The organism is Billgrantia kenyensis (assembly GCF_013697085.1).
GTDB classification, from domain to species: domain Bacteria; phylum Pseudomonadota; class Gammaproteobacteria; order Pseudomonadales; family Halomonadaceae; genus Halomonas; species Halomonas kenyensis.
Genome location: NZ_JACEFT010000020.1, coordinates 1 through 18074 on the forward strand (window position 1 = coordinate 1; position 18074 = coordinate 18074).

The following is an 18074-nucleotide window of genomic DNA, read 5'->3' on the forward strand; positions in this document are numbered from 1 at the left end:
AGATCTTGGTCGTGATCAATCAACAGGATACGCCACCCTTTCTACCTCCTCCCATACACCAGAAGTCACCATAGCTCCCAACCCTTGATTTGCCCCCATAAACTCTTCTCCTTGACACAAGGGGAGTGGGGATCCCCCAGCATGTCGGTAAAGGCGTGATGCTGGCGATGGGTCGCAGCCCAGAAAAGCACTGGCCCTTGAGCGGCCATTGAGCCACTGGTGGCAAAGAAAGCCGTGACGCCAGGCCCGGCCTTGAACGCATGGTGGGAGAAAAAGCGGTGAAGTCCAACTTCCACCCCCAGCGCGGTCAACAAATACATGCTAGCCAGCAGTCCTAGCTCCAGCACGCCGATGCCATTGTATAAGGCGAGCACCACAGCCAGGATAGTCCCCAGCGTCGGTATGCCGACGGTGAACCAGGCCAACTGGCGCTCGCGCAGTCCAGAGCGATCATCCACGGCGCTATTGGTTTGCATCTCTACCTCTCATTTTTTGGCGTATTACCGAGACCGCGGAACATAGGCAGGCAACGACCCGGCCTTCAGGCTGAGCTTGGTAGCCTGACGCTGAGGTTTTCCGCTGGTGGTAAGGGGTACAGTGCCCACAGGACCGAAATGAACCAAGGAGGGGGCGACTCCAAACGTAGCAACCAGCGTCGCGGTGATAGCCTGACGCAAGGCTTCGAGATCTGAAGTCGCGAGCTTCACGCTGCGCTTTATCTCGGCAACAATGGCTAACCGCTCCTGATCACCATCGTCAATTCCGACTGCGACAATGCCATTGGCACGTAACCTTGGATCAGCTTGCTGAACACACAGTTCGAGGTCTTGTGGGTAGAGATTGCGCCCGGCAATGATGATCAGGTCCTTGATTCGGCCGGTGACGAAAAGCTCACCGTTGATCCTGGCCCCGATATCCCCGGTGCGCAGGAACTCCCCCGGCAACGACGCAAGGCGTGCCTGAAAGCGAGCAGCGGTCAGCTCACTATTGCGCCAATAGCCGGACCCAATGTTGCCGCCTTGTACCCATATCTCGCCCACGCTCCCATCGGCAAGCACATTCTGGGTATCGGCATCCACGATCAGCACGAGATGGCCGGGGGCAGCATGGCCGCTGCTGACCAGCATCAGGGCATTTTCATGCTCCCGCCCCACCGGCATCAGACGTCCTGCAGCAAGCGCCTCCCGGTCCACACGAACCGAGATGGGGGCACTGTCCACGGGCTTTCCAGTGACGAACACCGTGGCCTCGGCCAATCCGTAGCAGGGGCTGAAGGCCCGGGTGGTGAACCCGGTGCAGGCAAAGCGTTCAGCGAAGCGCTGCAACGTACTCCAGCGCACTGGCTCGGCACCGCAATAGACCTCCTTCAGGAAACTCAGATCGAGGTTTGCAAGCTCTTCATCCCTGACTGTCTCGACGCACAGATCAAAAGCAAAGTTTGGCGCAATGGAGACCGATACCTGATAATTTGACAGCGCACGTAGCCAGCGCAATGGCTGCTGAACAAAGTGGGCCGGTGAAAGGAGTACGGTCGGGAAGCCCTCGTAAATAGGCTGCAGGATGCCCCCCATCAGTCCCATATCGTGATAAGGCGGCAACCAACTGCAGCCAACCCGCGGTCGGGCACCCCCCATCCACACGCTGGCACTGCTACAATTACTCAGCAGATTGCTGTGAGAGAGCAGGACCCCCTTGGGCTCGGAAGTCGAGCCGGAGGTGTACTGAATCAGGGCAATACGCTCAGGCTCGATAACCGGCAGCACATAGCAACCCTGGGCAGGATTGGCCAAGGCGTCCATATCCATCCAATGTGGCACCTCCCTGTGGCCAGGGAGGACTGCATGAACACGGTCACGCAACCGGGTAAAACGCTGGTTGGTCAGGATGATATCCGGCTCGGCATTGGCGGCCACAATGCCGAGGCGCTCCAGGGCACGCGATCCAACCGGCGGAAAGGAGGGAACGGCGGTCGCATCCGACAACCAGATGCCAAAAAGTGCAACAATGTAGTCGATGCCCGACTCAAACATCATCAACACACGCTTTCCCTCTGGCCTCAGCGGAATTAGCGCTTGGGCCAAATCCTTGCTGCGCAACCAGAGTTCCGCGTAACTGATACGCTGCTCCTCGGACTCACCATCCAGCAAATGGACGAATGCTGTGGCGTCCGGCTGCACTTCCGCGCGAAAGCGGAGCACATCAAGCAAGGTCTCAGCCGGTAAATGGCTTAGCGTTGCGGATGGCCCAGTATAATTATCATAAAACTCTTCGACCTCCCCCATGTCCCTTTCTCCCACTCCTTAGGAAACACCAGGCATGCTCCATCGAAAGCCTTGCCCACCACCAAAAAATGACTTATTGCTCAGCCTACTTAACCCAACTTCACCCTATCTCCTCACTCAACTTGTCACTTCCGAACGGTAATGAGCCGTAGATCCTGAACAGTATCAGGTAATTAAGTACGCTATTCTTATTCCTACTCCCTCTGCACCTGACAGCACAGGCATAAACAGGCCCTGAGTCTTCTTGCCTCTGCCCATAGCCCTAGCTATCATGATCAACCAAGGGAGATTCCAAAAGAGCCCACACGGACATTTACAGGGCGAAAACGGACATGCACACATTTACCATTGCTGCTCTGGAAGGTGCTTTGGGAGCGAGCACCTCAATAACTCTTGACATCCTCCGTACCGCAAACCAGATAGCAGAAAGCGTCAATCGCCCCACCATCACCTGGCAGGTCATCGGCAGCTCAGCCGTGACCCAGATGAGCAATGGGATGCTCATCAAGGCAGTCCCATTCAGCGAAACCAGCCTGTGCGATCGCAGCACCTTGGTGATTCCCGGGCTAGGCCTGGAGTCACCGAGATACTTCAACCTGTATGGGCACTACAGGCTGGATTCAAGCAATAGAAAGTCAACTTTCGCACTCATCAAGGAGCGCCTGGAGCATGATGACATCGCCCAGCTTGCGCAGTTAGCACATCAATATAACAATAACGGCAATGTCGTCGCCGCGTCTTGCTCTTCAGTCTTGATTCTAGGACAGGCGGAGCTTTTGAATGGGAGAGTCGCCACGACTCACTGGAGGCTCTACGACTGGTTCAGGAAAAAATACCCGAAATGCGGGCTGGATGTCACACGCATGCTTGTCCAGGACGGAACATTGATTACTGCGGGCGCTGCAATGTCACAAATGGACCTCATGCTACATTTGTTGAGAAAGGCCATGGGCCACGAGATATCAGACCTCACCAGACGCTACCTCCTCATTGATGGGCGCCCTACGCTCGCTCAATACATGACAGCGGCTGATTTGAAGAATGACGACCGGAATGTGGTAAAGCTGGAAAAAATAGTCGAAAGCTATATGCCCAACGTACCCCCACTCAAAAAAATCGCGGAGGAAATGTCGGTAACTGAAAAAACCCTGAGCCGCCGTATCAAGAAAGCCACAGGTATGACACCGCTCTCCTTTATCCAACATGTACGGCTGCGACATGCACAGCACCTGCTGGAAACCACCCACTTACAATTGGAAGAAATCGCCTCCAAGGTGGGCTATGCAGACGCAACCGCCTTGCGCAAGCTGTTCCTCAAGAATCTGGGCTGCACCCCTGGCCAATTGCGCGCCACTCGCGGGTCAAACAGTCTCCCCGAGGCTCATATATCGCAGGCTGCAGAGAACCACCCAGGCTATTTCACATCTTAGTAGTCGCCTTGCCCATCACGAGTGACGCTTCATGACTGCGAGCCCACACGGCCCCACTGACTTCATCACACTGCGGTGGCGCTCGTCACTGACCTAGCCCCTTATCAACAGTCGATATAGTGCCGGAATGACCAGCAACGTCAGCAGTGTGGAGGCGACCAGCCCGGAGATGATCGCCCAGGCCATTGGCGGCCACAGCGTCGACTGGGTCAGGGTCAGCGGCACCAGGCCGGCCACGGTGGTGGCAGTGGTGAGCAGCACCGGCCGCGTGCGGCGGGCGACAGCCGCGACCACGGCCTCACCCACTGACTCGCCCTGGCGCCGGTTGGCATTCATCAGGTCGATCAGCACGATGGCATTGTTGACCACGATGCCAATCAGCGCCACCACGCCGAGCAAGGCGGTGAAGCCGAAGGGCTGACCGGCCAGCCACAGACCCGGCACCACGCCGATGATCGCCAGCGGCACCGTGACCAGCACGATGAACAGCTGGCGGAAGGAGTTGAACTGGGCGAGCAGGAAGACCACCAGCAGCAGGCCACCGAAAGGCAGCGTCTGGAACAGCGCGGTATTGGCATCGCCAGCGGACTCCGCCGCTCCGCCGACGGTGAAACTGACCCCGGGAGGTAGCTCGAGCGCCTCCAGACGCGGCAGGATATCCCCGAGCACACCGTCGTAAGTCCAGCCATCCTCCACCTCGGCAAGCACCGCCGTCATGCGCTGCAGGCCACGATGCTGGATCACCGCCGGGCGCCAGGCGGGAGTCAAGGCAGCAATCTCACTCAGCGGCAGCGAACGTCCATCGGCCGCTGACAGACGCAGGCCTTCGAGCCCCTCGAGTGGGAAGCGCTCGCCCTCCGGCGCTCGCACCAATAAGGGAGCGGGGTCGCGCCCGACACGCCAGGCACTGACCTCGATCCCACGGCTGGCGCCGGCCAGTGCGCTGGCCACGTCGTGCCTCGAGAGGCCGTACTCGGCGGCACGCGCATCGTCGGTCTCGACTCGCAGGGTAGCCAGCCCCTCGCCCAGGCGATGTCGTGCATCCCGGGCGCCGTCGGCCTTGCGCACCTCGCTGAGAATAGCGTCAGCAGCGGCAGCCAGTGCAGCACGATCCTCACTGAATACGCGAATCTCCACCGGGGCCTCCACCGGCGGCCCCTGCCCCAGCCGGCGCGCCACCACCTCGGCCTCGGGCAGCCACTCCGCCGCCACGGCTCTCACCCAGGTCATTAGCCTGGGAAGGTCGTCGGCACTGTCGGTCTCCACCACCAGCCGCGCCAGGTGCGACTGGCGCGGCTGCTCAACCAGGTTGTAGTAGAAGCGCGGACCGCTGAAGCCGGCGAATCGGTGCACCGCCTGCACCGTAGGACGCGCGGCCAGCTCGGCGGCCAGTACCTCGGCCTGATAGGCGGTGTAGTCGAGGTGGGTGCCCTCGGGGAAATTCAGGTCGATGACGAGCTGGTTGCGATCGGTGTCAGGGAAGAAGTCGTGATCGAGCAGCGGCAGCATGGCGATGGCAGCCACCAGCAGAACGCCCGCCCCTGCCAGCACCGCCAGCGGCCAGCGCACGGCAACCCGTCCGACACGCTGACCGACGGCCTGCAGTCGCTCGCGCCGCACCGCCAGGCGCGGCTTGAGGATGCCGGCTGCAAACATCGGGGTGACGAACACCGCATAGACGTAGCTCACCGCCAGGGTCAACATCACCATGATGGGTATGGCACGGGTGAAATCGGCCGTGTTGCCACCGGAAAGCAGCAGTGGCACGAAAGCGGCCAGCGTGGTGCCGGTCGCCGCCAGCAAGGGCGTGGCCAACTCCCGTACTGAGCGAGTCACGGCCTGCATGGCCGAACGCCCCTGGTCGCGGTGGTACTGGATGTTCTCGACCATCACGATGGCGTTGTCCACCAGCATACCCAGTGCGATCACCATGCCGGCCACGGCGATCTGGTGCAGCACACCGCCGCCCATGGCGTAGAGCGCCAGGGAGGAGAAGGTCACCAGCGGCACGATCACCATCACCGCGAATCCGAGCCGCAGTCCCATGGCCAGGAATAACAGCACGCCGAGAATGGCGACCCCCAGCAGCAGCGAGAAACCCAGCTCCGCCAGGCGTTGCTCGACCCAGTGCGGCTGATAGAAAGTCTCCTCGATGGCGAGTGGGGCGTAGGCGGGACGCAGCTCATCCAGCAGCGTGCGCAGCTGTTTGCCGAAGCGAACGGCGTTGCCCCGGTCATTGGCGAGTACCACTCCCAGCGCCACCGCCGGACGCCCGTCGTGCCACATGCGCGCGGTGGCGGGCTCCTGCGGAGCCAGGCTGACGTCGGTGAGTTCGCCGAGCGGTACCAGGTCGCCCTGCCGGGTGCGAATCGGGGCGGCGGCGAGCTCCTCCAGCGAACCGAACTCGGTAAGCGGGTCGAGCACCAGTGAACGTCCCGCCATCTCCAGCGTGCCACCGGGAGAGGTCAGGTTGCGCACAGCGAGCTGGTCGCCGAGCGCCCGGGCGTCCAGTCCAGTCATTTCGGCCAGCGTATCGTCCCAGCCCACCACCACCTGCTGGCCCGGGTCGGCGAGCAGGTCGATGCGGGACACCTCGTTGAGTCGGAACAGGTCACGGCGCAGGCGCTTGGCCGCCTCGCGCAGCTCGAGCAGATCGTCCGAGCCGGTCACCGCCAGCACGATGCCGTGAGTATCGGAGTCGCGGTCGCTGATCTCCGGCTCGCCCACGCCGTCGGGGAACTGCCGCATGGCCCGATTCACGGCGATACGTATCTGCTCCCAGGCGGCATCGGTGTCGTAGACGTGCTCGTGCATCTCGATGGTGACGTGGGCCACGCCGAGACGCGCGGTACCGATGATGTCGTTGACCTCCTCGACCTGGGCCAGCTCCTCTTCGAGGGGGTTGAGCACCAGCCTCTCGACCTGTTCCGGCTCCGCGCCGGGATAAGGCACCAGCACCTGGCCGAAGCGATAGGGGAAGAACGGGTCCTCCTGACGATCCATCGCCACCCAGGCCGTCAGGCCCAGTAGCGCCAGCAGCAGCGTGACGGTCAGGATCAGTCGTTTGTAGCGCAGCGAGGCGAGCATCCAGCTCATGGCAATACCCTCACCCGCATGCCCTCTTCCAGGCGCCCCTGACCTGCCGTCACCACCCCGTCACCCGGCGCCAGCCCCTCGCCGTTCACAGTTACCCAGCCGCCTGCCAGACGCCCCGGCGTCACCGGAACACGCCGAACTGTGTCGTCATCATTCAACGCCAGCACGTAGGGCGCGCTGCCAGCAGGGTCGACCACTGCCGCCAGCGGCACCCGCGTGACCTCACGGGCGACTATCTCGAGCTGGACCCGTACTGCCTCGCCCAGTGCCGGGGCGCCATCGTTTGAAATGGAGATGATGATCGGTGCCATGCTCTCTCCCGCCCGCCCGATATGGACGATCTCGCCGGCAAGGCGCTGTGCGTCGAACGTCGGTGAAACGCTTGCCGCCTGCCCGAGCTCCAGCCGCGCAGCAAGGTTTGCCGGCACACGGATGGCCACCTCCCGCTCGGCCACCCCGGCCAACCGCATGATCGGCTGGCCGGCTGCAACGAAGTCGCCGGGTTCGGCGTCGAGGTCGGTCACCTCGGCGGCAAAAGGTGCGCGCAGCGTCAACTCCTCGAGCTGCGCCTGGGTCTCGTCGCGCTGTGCCAGCGCCTGCTCGCGAGCCTGGACAAGGGCTTCACGCTCCGAGCGCAGCCGGTCCAGCTCCTCTTCTGCACTCAGGTTACGCTCGCGCAGGGTGCGGGCACGCTCCACGTCGCGCCCCAGCCGGCTCAGGCTGGCATCCAGCTCACGCACACGCGCCTCGGCCGCAACGAATGCCGGCGCCATGGCCGGATTGTGCAGCGTGGCCAGCGGCTCTCCCTGCTCGACCCGCTGCCCTCGCACCACGTGGCGTTCACGCAGCACTCCACCATGCAAGAAGGCTGGGACGGCACGCTCAGTGGCCCGCACGACGCCGGGAAAGCGGTATCGCAGTTCGTCTGACACCAGCTGCACCGCTTTGCTGCGTACGCTGGGCTGCACGACCTCGACATGCTCTGTCTCCGCCGGTGCCGCATCGCAGCCTGCCAGCAGAGCCGCAGTCAGCATCAGCGAAGCCGTAAGACTTGCACGCACCACCCTCCCCATCGCTCTCCCCTCCATCGAACCGTGTTGACATCAAACCGTGTTGATTGGCCCACCGATGAACTGGCCGGCCGGTCAGTTATTCGCGTAAAAAAACGCTCACTCTCGTGGCGTTACGCCTTCCATGAATATCTTCAGAAAATCTTCCAGGAACGCCTCGTCCGACCCCATGCCCGGCCAGTGCTGGTGATGGCCCTTGGCCTCGAACCACTGGGTGCATGTCATCACGAAGACGGCGATGACATGCGTGGGGTTGATGTCGGCCCGCAGCAGGCCACGCAGCTGGGTCTGCCGAACCCACTCCGCCCCTGCACCAACGAGCTGACCGTCGAGCTCGCTGCAGTGGCTGTCTCCCTCCAGATGGGTCCATGCGAACAGCCGCACCACGCCGGGGTTGTCGCGCAGAAAGTGGAAGTAGGCTTCCACCGAGCGGCGCAGCAGCGCGGCATCCGGCTCGCCGGCCTCTTCCAGCATCGCCATCTGGGCGGCGAAGTAGCGCTCGAAGGCGCGATCCTTGACCGCCTCCCATAGCTGCTCCTTGCTGCCGAAGTGGTGATGGATCAAGCTCTTGGTCACCTCGGCCGCACGCGCCAGCTCGCTGAGCTTGACGGCGGAAAAGCCCTGCTCGACGAAAAGGGCTTCAGCCGTGTCGAGAATGCGGGCGCGGGTCAGCTCGGGATCGCGGGTCTGGGTTTTCTGATTCATGCGCTGAAGATAGCGCTAACTGGCCGGCCGGTCAATTAGCTGAGGATGCACCGACTACGCGAAGCGTCATCCGCGCGCCAGGATGAAGACACTATCGTATATAGGCTATAATCCCCGCCCATTTGCGACCCACTCAACCCGAGAGCGCCCATGACCGCCACCTCAGGCAAGGTGATCGTCGGCATGTCCGGCGGCGTCGACTCCTCCGTTTCCGCCCTGCTGCTGCTGGAGCAGGGCTATCAGGTCGAAGGCCTGTTCATGAAGAACTGGGACGAGGACGACGGCACCGAGTACTGTACCGCCAAGGCAGACCTGGCGGATGCCCAGGCCGTGTGCGAAAAACTCGGCATCAAGCTGCACACCGCCAACTTCGCCGCCGAATACTGGGACAACGTGTTCGAGCACTTCCTGGCCGAGTACAAGGCCGGACGCACGCCGAACCCGGACATCCTGTGCAACCGCGAGATCAAGTTCAAGGTGTTCCTCGAGTACGCCGAGATGCTCGGCGCCGAGAAGATCGCCACCGGCCACTATGTTCGTGGCGGTGTGCGCCAAGGTCGGCCGCGGCTGCTCAAGGGCATCGACCCCAACAAGGACCAGAGCTACTTCCTGCACGCCGTTCCGGAGAGCGCCATCGCCCGCACGCTGTTCCCGGTGGGCGAACTGGAGAAGCCCGAGGTACGCGCCATCGCCGAGCGCCACGGCCTGGCCACCGCACGCAAGAAGGACTCCACCGGGATCTGCTTTATCGGTGAGCGGCGTTTCCGCGACTTCCTGCAGCAGTATCTGCCGGCCCAGCCGGGGGTGATCGAGACGCCCGAGGGCGAAGTGATCGGCGAGCATATGGGGCTGATGTACTACACCCTGGGCCAGCGCCAGGGGCTTGGCATCGGCGGCCTCGCCAATCACCCCGAAGCGCCCTGGTACGTGGCAGCCAAGGATCTGGAACGCAACGTGCTCGTCGCCGTGCAGGGCAAGCATCATCCGCTGCTCTACACCGACTCGCTGGCCACCGAGGCAATGGACTGGGTGGCCGGTGAGCCCCCCGCCGCCGAGGGCCGCCTTACCGCCAAGACCCGCTACCGCCAGAGCGACGTACCCTGCCACATGCGCACGCTCCCGGATGGCGGCGTCGAGGTGCGCTTCGATGCCCCCCAGCGTGCCGTCACGCCCGGCCAGTCGCTGGTGCTCTACGACGGTGAGATCTGCCTGGGTGGCGGCATCATCCGACACACCTGGAACGCCAAGGAGACCGGCGCATGAGTACGACCCCCATTCATCGCGCTCCCGACACCCCAGCGGCGCGCCAGGCTCTTGCTTTGGCCGGCGTGTTTCAGGCCGCCAGCCTGGTCGACGAACTGGCACGCACCGGACAGGTCGAACCGCGCGCCTGGGAAACATTGATTCGTGCCACCCTGGATACCAACCCGGAAAGTTTCGAGGCAATCTACGGCGGCCATCCCAATAATCTGCGTCGCGGTCTCGAGGTCCTCGAGGCGGTGGTGGGGCGCAAGCAGGCCAATCCAGTGGTGCTGCGCTATGGCTTTTCGCTGCTGCTGCTGATGAGCAAGCTGCGCAGCGACGACGCCATGATGAGCACGCTCGGCCAGCATTTGAGCCGCATCCAAGGGCAGGCCGAGCACTTCGGCGCTACCCACGAGAACGTCATTGCCAGCCTCGGCGAGGCCTATCAGGAAACCCTCTCGACCCTGAAGACGCGCATCGTCGTTCAGGGCGACCCTTCGATGCTGCAAAGCCGGATGATGCCCGAGCGCGTTCGCGCCATCCTGCTCGCCGGCATTCGCTTCGCCCTGCTCTGGCACCAGCAGGGAGGTCGTCGCTGGAAGCTGGTGTTCCAGCGCGGCGGCCTGAAGAACGCCCTGGACCAATTGAGCTGACCCCACCCTTTTCCACCATTACCGGACCATGACCATGCAAGCCGCTTCCCTGCCCCTTACCGCCCTCACTGCTCTCTCTCCCGTCGATGGCCGCTACGGCAACAAGGCCGAGGCACTGCGGGAGCATTTCAGCGAGTTCGGGCTGATCCGCGCCCGGGTGATCGTCGAAATCCGCTGGCTGCAGCGCCTTGCCGAGCAGGGCGGCATCGTCGAGGTACCGCCGCTCTCGGCCGAAGCCACCGCCTACCTCGAAGCCATGATTCGCGACTTCTCGCTGGCCGACGCCGAGCGCATCAAGGAGATCGAGCGCACCACCAACCACGACGTCAAGGCGGTGGAATACTTCATCAAGGAGAAGATCGCCGAACAGCCGGAGCTGCATGCCATCACCGAGTTCGTGCACTTCGCCTGCACCAGCGAAGACATCAACAATCTCTCCTACGGCGTGATGCTCGCCGACGGCCTTAAGACCCTGCTGCCGGTGATGCACCGCGTCGCCGACGAGATCGCCAAGCTGGCCCATGAGCACGCCGCCCTGCCGATGCTCTCGCGCACCCATGGCCAGACGGCGAGCCCCACCACCCTGGGCAAGGAGATGGCCAACGTCGCCTACCGCCTGCGCCGCCAGCTCGCCCAGATCGAGAACGTAGAGATCCTGGGCAAGATCAACGGTGCGGTGGGCAACTACAACGCCCACCTGGCCACCTATCCGGACGTGGACTGGGAGGCCAATGCACGCACCTTCGTCGAGGGCCTGGGACTCACTTTCAATCCCTATACCACTCAGATCGAACCCCACGACTACATCGCCGAGCTGTTCGACGGCGTGTGCCGCTTCAACACCGTGCTGATCGATTTCGACCGCGACGTGTGGGGCTATATCTCGCTGGGCTACTTCAAGCAGAAGACCGTCGAGGGCGAGATCGGCTCCTCGACCATGCCGCACAAGGTCAACCCGATCGACTTCGAAAACTCCGAGGGCAACCTGGGCCTGGCCAACGCGGTGCTCGGCCACCTGGCGCAGAAGCTGCCGATCTCGCGCTGGCAGCGCGACCTGACCGACTCCACCGTGCTGCGCAACCTGGGCGTGGGCCTGGCCTACGGCCTGATCGCCTATGAAGCGGCGCTCAAGGGCATTGGCAAGCTCGAGGCCAACCCGGCACGTCTGGCCGAGGACCTCGACGCCAGTTGGGAGGTGCTCGCCGAGCCGATCCAGACGGTGATGCGCCGCTACTGCATCGAGAAGCCCTACGAGAAGCTCAAGGAGCTGACCCGCGGCAAGCGCATCGACCAGGCCGGCTTTGCCGCCTTCATCGACACGCTGGAACTGCCGGCCGAGGTGAAGACCGAGCTCAAGGCACTGACGCCTGCCACTTACATCGGCAACGCCGAGGCCCAGGCCCGCCGCCTGTGAGCCGGCCGGCAACGCACCAGGAGGCGCCATGGTCAAGCTGACCAGGATCTACACCCGTACCGGCGACAGGGGCGATACCGGCCTCGGCGACGGCACCCGCGTGGCCAAGCACGATCTGCGCGTGGAAGCCTTCGGCACGGTGGACGAGGCCAATGCCACCCTCGGCCTGGCCCAGCTCCACGCCGAAGGCGAGTTCGCCGAGGTCCTGGCACGGGTGCAGAATGACCTGTTCGACGTTGGCGCCGACCTGTGCACGCCGGAGCAGGAGGCCCCGGAATATCCGCCGCTGCGAGTCACGGCTGGCCAGGTCGATTATCTCGAGGCGCGCATCGATGCCTACAACGCCGAGCTGGCCACCCTGCGCTCGTTCATCCTGCCCGGCGGTAGGGCGCTCGCCGCCCACCTGCACCTGGCCCGCACCGTGGCCCGCCGCGCCGAGCGTACGGTCACGGCGCTGATGACGCAGCAGGCGGTCAATCCCGAAGTGTTGCGCTACCTCAACCGCCTCTCCGACCTGCTGTTCGTCCTGGCGCGCCGGGCCAACGGCAACGGTGAGAGCGACGTGCTTTGGGTGCCAGGCGCCAACCGCTAAGCCCAGACTCTGTCCGAAAACTGGCTGCAATACGCTACCATTACTCCTTCAGCTCGCAGGGCCGCCATGGCGCCCTGCGGCTCTTCGTGCCATCTGCCGGATAGCGAGACACCATGCCAAGCGACGCCCACCTCCGCCTGCTGGGCGGCCTCACCGCCACCGAGTTCCTGCGCGACTACTGGCAGCGCAAGCCGCTGCTGATCCGCGGCGCTTTTGCCGACTTCGAAAGCCCCCTGGACCCCGACGAACTGGCCGGGCTCGCTTGCGAGGAGGGCGTCGAGGCCCGGCTGGTGGAAGAGGACGGCCCCGACGGCCCCTGGCAGGTCAGCCACGGCCCCTTCGACGAGACCGTGTTCGGCGAGCTGCCCGAGCGCGACTGGACCCTGCTGGTACAGGCGGTGGATCACTATGTGCCCGAAGTGGCCGAGCTGCTCGAGCACTTCGACTTCCTGCCCCGCTGGCGGCTCGATGACATCATGATCAGCTACGCTCCGCCAGGCGGCAGCGTGGGGCCCCACGTCGACCAGTACGACGTCTTCCTGATCCAGGGCCTGGGCCGACGGCGCTGGCAGCTCGGCGGCAAGGTGCCCGACGATGCCCCGATCATTCCCGGCATCGACCTGCGCATTCTCGAGCGTTTCCAAGTTACCCCGGACGATGACTGGGTGCTCGAGCCCGGCGACATGCTCTACCTGCCGCCGGGCTGGGCACATCACGGCGTCAGCCAGTCCAACGACTGCATGACCTACTCGGTGGGCTTCCGGGCGCCATCGGCGGATGAGGCGATCACCTCGTTCGCCGATTACCTCGGTGAACAGCTGCCAGCCTCCCTGCGCTACTCCGATGCCGGAATGACCCCACCCACCGACCCCGCAGAACTCGACGACGCCTCCCTCGAGCGGGTGCGCCAGCTGATTCTGGAAACCCTCGACAGCCCGACCCAGCTCGCCCAGTGGTTCGGCCGTGCCATGACCCAGCCCAAGTACGTCGACCAACTCGTGCCCACTGAGTCCCCTACCGACGTCGACGAGCTTGTCGCTCTACTACAAGAAGGCGAGGAACTACTTCGCAGCCCCGGCTCACGCTTCGCCTGGCGCCAGGCTGGCGAGAGTATGGCCACTCTGTTCGCCGATGGGGACGGCCACCCCTGCCCGCCCGCACTGGCGCGCTGGCTGGCATCCGAGCCGACCATCGATGCGGCGGCACTCGAGATCGACGGCGCGGCGGAGCTGCTGGTGGCACTGGTTGACGCCGGCAGCCTGCAGTGGGGAGGCGAGGCGTGGGACAGCGAAGAGGAGTAGCGCCATGACGACGCCGTTCGATATTCGCGAAGGCAGCTGGGCCGAACTTGGTGCGCAGTCCGGCGAGATTCGCCGCGTGGTCTTCATCGAGGAGCAGCGTGTACCGCTCGAGGAGGAGTGGGACGGTCGCGACGAGCCATGCCGCCACTTCCTGGCGCTGAGTCGGGGCAAGCCGCTGGGCACGGCCCGGCTGCTGCCCGACGGCCACATCGGTCGCGTCGCCGTGCTGCAGGAGGCGCGCGGCCTGGGCATTGGCAAGGCGCTGATGCAGGCGGCCATTGCAGCGGCGCAGCGCCAGGGACATCCCCATGTCGAGCTTGCCGCCCAGACACATGCCCTGGACTTCTATCAGCGTCTCGGCTTCAGCGCCTTTGGCCCGGAGTTTCTTGACGCTGGAATTCCGCATCGCAACATGCGCCTTTCTCTCCGGCACTGAGCCTTTAAGTGGCACTTGAAAGAATCGAAATACGACTACAGGATCAGGCACCTCAATGCCACTCTTGTAGTCGAGTTACAACCCTCCTTCCCCCCAAGTGTTGATTGTCCACCCCAGCTGTCATGCGGCATAGTGGTTCCATGACAGCGTTAAAACAGTCGTTCGGTCACGAGCAACAAGCTGCTTCACCCGAACTTCCTTAGCGCCGCCGAGGATTCGACCAAGGCCCTACAGACATTTCATAGCGTCTAGTTGAATCTGAAACGACTTCGCAGTTGCAGCATATGTTCGGTTGATCCGGCCGATGCAGCAAGCAAGCGACCGACGAGGCAGCGAGCGCCACCCCCATGGCAATCGAGGCCGACGACCCCACAGATCGGAAGGATGGCACCATGTCATACAAAGACGACATCAAGGCACTGGCTCAACTGCGTGAGGCCCAGCAAGGCAAGTGGGCCAGCATCAGCCCCGAGAACGCCGCCCGCATGCGCGCCCAGAACCGCTTCAAGACCGGTCTGGACATTGCCAAGTACACTGCCAAGATCATGCGCGACGACATGGCCGCCTACGACGCCGACAGCGCGCAGTACACCCAGTCCCTGGGCTGCTGGCACGGTTTCATCGGTCAGCAGAAGCTGATTTCGATCAAGAAGCACTTCGGCACTACCAAGCGCCGCTACCTCTACCTCTCCGGCTGGATGGTCGCCGCCCTGCGCAGCGAATTCGGCCCGCTCCCCGACCAGTCCATGCACGAGAAGACCACCGTGGCGGGGCTGATCGAGGAGCTCTACACCTTCCTGCGCCAGGCCGACGCCTGGGAGCTCAACCACCTGTTCCGCGACCTGGAAGAAGCCCAGAAGGCCGGCGACAACGCCAAGGCGGAAGAGCTGATCGCCAAGATCGACAACCACGAGACCCACGTGGTGCCGATCATTGCCGACATCGATGCCGGCTTCGGCAACGCCGAGGCCACCTACCTGCTGGCCAAGAAGATGATCGAGGCAGGCGCCTGCTGTATCCAGCTGGAAAACCAGGTTTCCGACGAGAAGCAGTGCGGCCACCAGGACGGCAAGGTCACCGTGCCCCACGAGGACTTCCTGGCCAAGATCAACGCCGTGCGCTACGCCTTCCTCGAGCTGGGCGTTGACGATGGCGTGATCGTTGCGCGCACCGACTCCCTGGGTGCCGGCCTGACCCAGAAGATTGCCGTGACCAAGGAGCCGGGCGACCTGGGTGACCAGTACAACAGCTTCCTCGATGGTGACGTGATCGACAGCGCCACCGACATCGATAACGGCGACGTGGTGATCAAGCAGAACGGCAAGCTGGTCAAGGTCAAGCGCCTGGCATCCGGCCTCTACCAGTTCAAGCCGGGCACCGGCGAAGACCGCGTGGTGCTCGACTGTATCACCAGCCTGCAGAACGGCGCCGACCTGCTGTGGATCGAAACCGAGAAGCCCCACGTCGGCCAGATCGCCAGCATGGTCAACCGTATCCGCGAAGTGGTGCCGGACGCCAAGCTGGTCTACAACAACTCACCCTCCTTCAACTGGACGCTGAACTTCCGCCAGCAGGTGTTCGATGCCTGGGAGCAGGAAGGCAAGGATGTTTCCGCCTACGACCGCGCCAAGCTGATGAGCGAAGAGTACGACAGCACCGAGCTGGCGAAACTGGCCGATGAGTGGACACGCAACTTCCAGCGCGATGCCGCGCGTGAAGCCGGTATCTTCCACCATCTTATCACGCTGCCGACTTACCACACCGCCGCGCTGTCCACCGACAACCTGGCCAAGGGCTACTTCGGAGACGAAGGCATGCTGGCCTACGTGGCGGGCGTTCAGCGCCGCGAGATCCGCGAGGGCATCGCTACCGTCAAGCACCAGGACATGGCCGGCTCCAACATCGGCGATGACCACAAGGAGTTCTTCCACGGTGAAGCGGCACTCAAGGCCGGTGGCAAGGACAACACCATGAATCAGTTCGGCTGAGCATGGCGTAGGACGACTGGAACCCTTGGGAGGCCTTTGGCCTCCCTTTTTTGTGCGCCAGGAAGGTCCCGACAAGCGGGGTATCACGCAACTTACACATTGTTTGCCCGTTTCCCCACCTGGCAGAGGGGCACTTCGTGAGGTCGTGCTGGTCAAATGATCAATGACTGGTTAAGCTAATTAACAAACAGTGTTCCTTAAACATGGCAACGATGATGGCCGCACGTGTCATCGACGTGCTCTCAGGAGGTATCAATGAAGCGTCTTCTTCCCGCTGTGGCCATCGGCATGCTGACCTTGGCCGGCTGTGCCAACACCTCGACGATGGGCGGCGATGTCTATCGGGGCTCCCAGGCTGGTACCGCCCAGACTGTGACCTTCGGGACCATCACCGCACTGCGCCAGGTTCAGATCCAGGCCGATAGCCGCATGGGTGGTGTCGTCGGCACCGGCGGTGGCGCCGTGATCGGCGGCCTGCTGGGCAGCCAGGTCGGCGGCGGCTCAGGACGTCAGCTCGCCACGGCCGCCGGCGTGATCGGCGGTGCTGTCGCAGGCAGCACCATTGAGGAATCAACCAACCGGGTACGCGCCTGGGAAATGGAAATTCGCCGTGACGATGGCCAGGAAGTCGTCATCGTGCAGAAGGCCGACCGCCCCTTCCAGACCGGGCAGCGAGTGCGCATGATCGGCAGCGGTGCCAATGTGACCGTCGCTCCCTACTGATTGCCATTCCGATGGCCCTGGCCATTTGAGCGGACACAACCACAAGGTCCCACGGTTATGCCGTGGGACCTTGTGGTTTGTCTGCGGCCACGTGGCCGCCTCAATACAGCGCTTTAGTGGAAGCTGGCCCGGCCCATCGCCCAGGGAACCAGTTTCCACACAAGCAAGCCAATCAGCCCAAGGATGATGCTGGTCAGCAGGATGTCGACCGGACGCACCAGCGTAGTGGCACCAAGCACGGCAAGCGCCACGCTCCAGATCCAGCGATTCTCGTCACCGCTCTTGATGACTCGGGGAATCACCTTGTTCAGGCCGGCGCTCACGGCCGTCTCCCACTTCTTCAGGCTGAAGAACAGAATCAGGGCAAAGGCCATCAGCCAGATCACGATTTCGGTCATGGGCTCACTCCAGAAAAGAGGCTCGTGTTGGGAAGGGAAATTTTGGTCCCGCTAGAGTAGCCGCGAGCCTCTTGCCGCGCAACTCGCCAAAGGGCGTGAATCACTCTCAGCCATGCAACAGCCAAGCTGAAAAAAACACATGCCCCCTGACAGCCCTGGCCTCGCGCGTTACCATGGTTTCTACATGCACTCACCGAAAGGTTCATCAATGCAGATTGCGCAAAATTCCGTTGTCGCGTTTCACTACACCCTGACCAACGACGCAGGTGAAGTGCTGGACAGTTCGGAAGGCCGCCAGCCGCTGACCTATCTCCACGGCGCCGGCAACATCATTCCCGGGCTGGAGAAGCAACTCGAGGGACGTGAAGTCGGCGAAAAGCTCAACGTGAGCGTCGCGCCCGAGGAAGGATACGGCGAAGTACAGCCGCAGCTGGTTCAGGAAGTCCCGCGTGACGCCTTCCAGGGCGTAGAGGCCGTCGAGCCGGGCATGCAGTTCCAGGCCCAGACCCAGGGCGGCCCGCTGATGGTCACCGTCACCAAGGTCGAAGGCGACACCGTCACCGTGGATGGCAACCATCCGCTGGCCGGCCAGAAGCTCAACTTCGACGTCGAGATCTCCAACGTGCGTGAGGCCAGCCAGGAAGAGATCGAGCACGGCCACGTGCACGGTGAAGGCGGCGTGGAGCACTGAATCGGGCACGACGCCATGTGACCCGGACCACCGCAAGGGGGCAGCGCAAG

16 protein-coding genes are annotated in these 18074 nt (G+C 63.1%); 10 read left to right on the top strand and 6 right to left on the bottom strand.

The features are described 5' to 3' along the window. Positions 1–65: 65 nt before the first annotated feature. On the bottom strand, positions 66–476 hold the full coding sequence (locus tag H1D44_RS14580; RefSeq protein WP_220128113.1) for a hypothetical protein: 411 nt from the start codon (positions 474–476) through the stop codon (positions 66–68). Between the two features lie 24 nt (positions 477–500). Next, entirely contained in the window at positions 501–2282 is a 1782-nt protein-coding gene (locus tag H1D44_RS14585; RefSeq protein WP_181515590.1) for a fatty acyl-AMP ligase, read from the bottom strand. A gap of 332 nt (positions 2283–2614) precedes the next feature. Between H1D44_RS14585 and H1D44_RS14590 the strand changes: the two genes are divergently transcribed. Beyond that, positions 2615–3712, top strand: a complete 1098-nt coding sequence (locus H1D44_RS14590; RefSeq protein WP_181515591.1) for a GlxA family transcriptional regulator — start codon at positions 2615–2617, stop codon at positions 3710–3712. A 93-nt stretch (positions 3713–3805) separates the two neighbouring features. Here H1D44_RS14590 and H1D44_RS14595 read toward each other — a convergent pair whose 3' ends face one another. From H1D44_RS14595 to H1D44_RS14605, 3 genes are all read right to left on the bottom strand, one after another. Then, positions 3806–6808, bottom strand: coding sequence for an efflux RND transporter permease subunit (locus H1D44_RS14595; protein ID WP_181515592.1), 3003 nt, complete (start codon positions 6806–6808; stop codon positions 3806–3808). Next, complete coding sequence (locus H1D44_RS14600; protein WP_181515593.1) at positions 6805–7869, bottom strand: efflux RND transporter periplasmic adaptor subunit; 1065 nt, start codon at positions 7867–7869, stop codon at positions 6805–6807. The genes H1D44_RS14595 and H1D44_RS14600 overlap by 4 nt, the downstream gene beginning before the upstream one ends. Positions 7870–7977: 108 nt before the next feature. Next, positions 7978–8583, bottom strand: coding sequence for a TetR/AcrR family transcriptional regulator (locus H1D44_RS14605; RefSeq protein ID WP_181515594.1), 606 nt, complete (start codon positions 8581–8583; stop codon positions 7978–7980). A gap of 150 nt (positions 8584–8733) precedes the next feature. On the opposite strand from H1D44_RS14605, the gene mnmA reads away from it, so the two are divergent. The 8 genes from mnmA (at position 8734) to H1D44_RS14645 (ending at position 16935) form a co-directional block, all read left to right on the top strand. Beyond that, positions 8734–9846 (top strand): tRNA 2-thiouridine(34) synthase MnmA, encoded by a 1113-nt coding sequence (gene mnmA, locus H1D44_RS14610; RefSeq protein WP_181515595.1) that lies wholly within the window; start codon positions 8734–8736, stop codon positions 9844–9846. Beyond that, the gene (hflD, locus tag H1D44_RS14615) at positions 9843–10481 is read left to right on the top strand and encodes a high frequency lysogenization protein HflD (RefSeq protein ID WP_181515596.1); all 639 of its coding nucleotides are present in this window, start codon (positions 9843–9845) and stop codon (positions 10479–10481) included. Before mnmA ends, hflD begins: the two co-directional genes overlap by 4 nt. Before the next feature lie 49 nt (positions 10482–10530). Further along, complete coding sequence (gene purB, locus H1D44_RS14620; protein ID WP_181515649.1) at positions 10531–11895, top strand: adenylosuccinate lyase; 1365 nt, start codon at positions 10531–10533, stop codon at positions 11893–11895. Positions 11896–11923: 28 nt separating this feature from the next. Next, positions 11924–12487, top strand: a complete 564-nt coding sequence (locus tag H1D44_RS14625; protein WP_181515597.1) for a cob(I)yrinic acid a,c-diamide adenosyltransferase — start codon at positions 11924–11926, stop codon at positions 12485–12487. A 113-nt stretch (positions 12488–12600) separates the two neighbouring features. After that, positions 12601–13788, top strand: a complete 1188-nt coding sequence (locus tag H1D44_RS14630; protein WP_181515598.1) for a cupin domain-containing protein — start codon at positions 12601–12603, stop codon at positions 13786–13788. Positions 13789–13792: 4 nt separating this feature from the next. Then, positions 13793–14224 carry a GNAT family N-acetyltransferase gene (locus tag H1D44_RS14635; protein WP_181515599.1) on the top strand — a complete coding sequence of 144 codons (432 nt, stop codon included), beginning with the start codon at positions 13793–13795 and terminating at the stop codon, positions 14222–14224. Between the two features lie 392 nt (positions 14225–14616). After that, positions 14617–16212 (top strand): isocitrate lyase, encoded by a 1596-nt coding sequence (locus tag H1D44_RS14640; RefSeq protein ID WP_181515600.1) that lies wholly within the window; start codon positions 14617–14619, stop codon positions 16210–16212. Positions 16213–16467: 255 nt separating this feature from the next. After that, positions 16468–16935: an outer membrane lipoprotein gene (locus tag H1D44_RS14645; RefSeq protein WP_181515601.1), complete on the top strand. Its 468-nt coding sequence runs from the start codon at positions 16468–16470 to the stop codon at positions 16933–16935. A 113-nt stretch (positions 16936–17048) separates the two neighbouring features. Here H1D44_RS14645 and H1D44_RS14650 read toward each other — a convergent pair whose 3' ends face one another. Then, positions 17049–17333 (bottom strand): hypothetical protein, encoded by a 285-nt coding sequence (locus H1D44_RS14650; RefSeq protein ID WP_181515602.1) that lies wholly within the window; start codon positions 17331–17333, stop codon positions 17049–17051. A gap of 208 nt (positions 17334–17541) precedes the next feature. Here H1D44_RS14650 and H1D44_RS14655 point away from each other — a divergent pair, with 208 nt between their 5' ends. Then, the gene (locus H1D44_RS14655) at positions 17542–18024 is read left to right on the top strand and encodes an FKBP-type peptidyl-prolyl cis-trans isomerase (RefSeq protein WP_181515603.1); all 483 of its coding nucleotides are present in this window, start codon (positions 17542–17544) and stop codon (positions 18022–18024) included. Positions 18025–18074 lie beyond the last annotated feature (50 nt).

Excerpts from the sequence above, each read along its gene's own strand:
- H1D44_RS14580 (WP_220128113.1), bottom strand. The coding sequence starts at position 476 with ATGCAAACCAATAGCGCCGTGGATGATCGCTCTGGACTGCGCGAGCGC.
- H1D44_RS14585 (WP_181515590.1), bottom strand. The coding sequence starts at position 2,282 with ATGGGGGAGGTCGAAGAGTTTTATGATAATTATACTGGGCCATCCGCA.
- H1D44_RS14590 (WP_181515591.1), top strand. The coding sequence starts at position 2,615 with ATGCACACATTTACCATTGCTGCTCTGGAAGGTGCTTTGGGAGCGAGC.
- H1D44_RS14595 (WP_181515592.1), bottom strand. The coding sequence starts at position 6,808 with ATGAGCTGGATGCTCGCCTCGCTGCGCTACAAACGACTGATCCTGACC.
- H1D44_RS14605 (WP_181515594.1), bottom strand. The coding sequence starts at position 8,583 with ATGAATCAGAAAACCCAGACCCGCGATCCCGAGCTGACCCGCGCCCGC.
- mnmA (WP_181515595.1), top strand. The coding sequence starts at position 8,734 with ATGACCGCCACCTCAGGCAAGGTGATCGTCGGCATGTCCGGCGGCGTC.
- hflD (WP_181515596.1), top strand. The coding sequence starts at position 9,843 with ATGAGTACGACCCCCATTCATCGCGCTCCCGACACCCCAGCGGCGCGC.
- H1D44_RS14625 (WP_181515597.1), top strand. The coding sequence starts at position 11,924 with ATGGTCAAGCTGACCAGGATCTACACCCGTACCGGCGACAGGGGCGAT.
- H1D44_RS14630 (WP_181515598.1), top strand. The coding sequence starts at position 12,601 with ATGCCAAGCGACGCCCACCTCCGCCTGCTGGGCGGCCTCACCGCCACC.
- H1D44_RS14635 (WP_181515599.1), top strand. The coding sequence starts at position 13,793 with ATGACGACGCCGTTCGATATTCGCGAAGGCAGCTGGGCCGAACTTGGT.
- H1D44_RS14640 (WP_181515600.1), top strand. The coding sequence starts at position 14,617 with ATGTCATACAAAGACGACATCAAGGCACTGGCTCAACTGCGTGAGGCC.
- H1D44_RS14645 (WP_181515601.1), top strand. The coding sequence starts at position 16,468 with ATGAAGCGTCTTCTTCCCGCTGTGGCCATCGGCATGCTGACCTTGGCC.
- H1D44_RS14650 (WP_181515602.1), bottom strand. The coding sequence starts at position 17,333 with ATGACCGAAATCGTGATCTGGCTGATGGCCTTTGCCCTGATTCTGTTC.
- H1D44_RS14655 (WP_181515603.1), top strand. The coding sequence starts at position 17,542 with ATGCAGATTGCGCAAAATTCCGTTGTCGCGTTTCACTACACCCTGACC.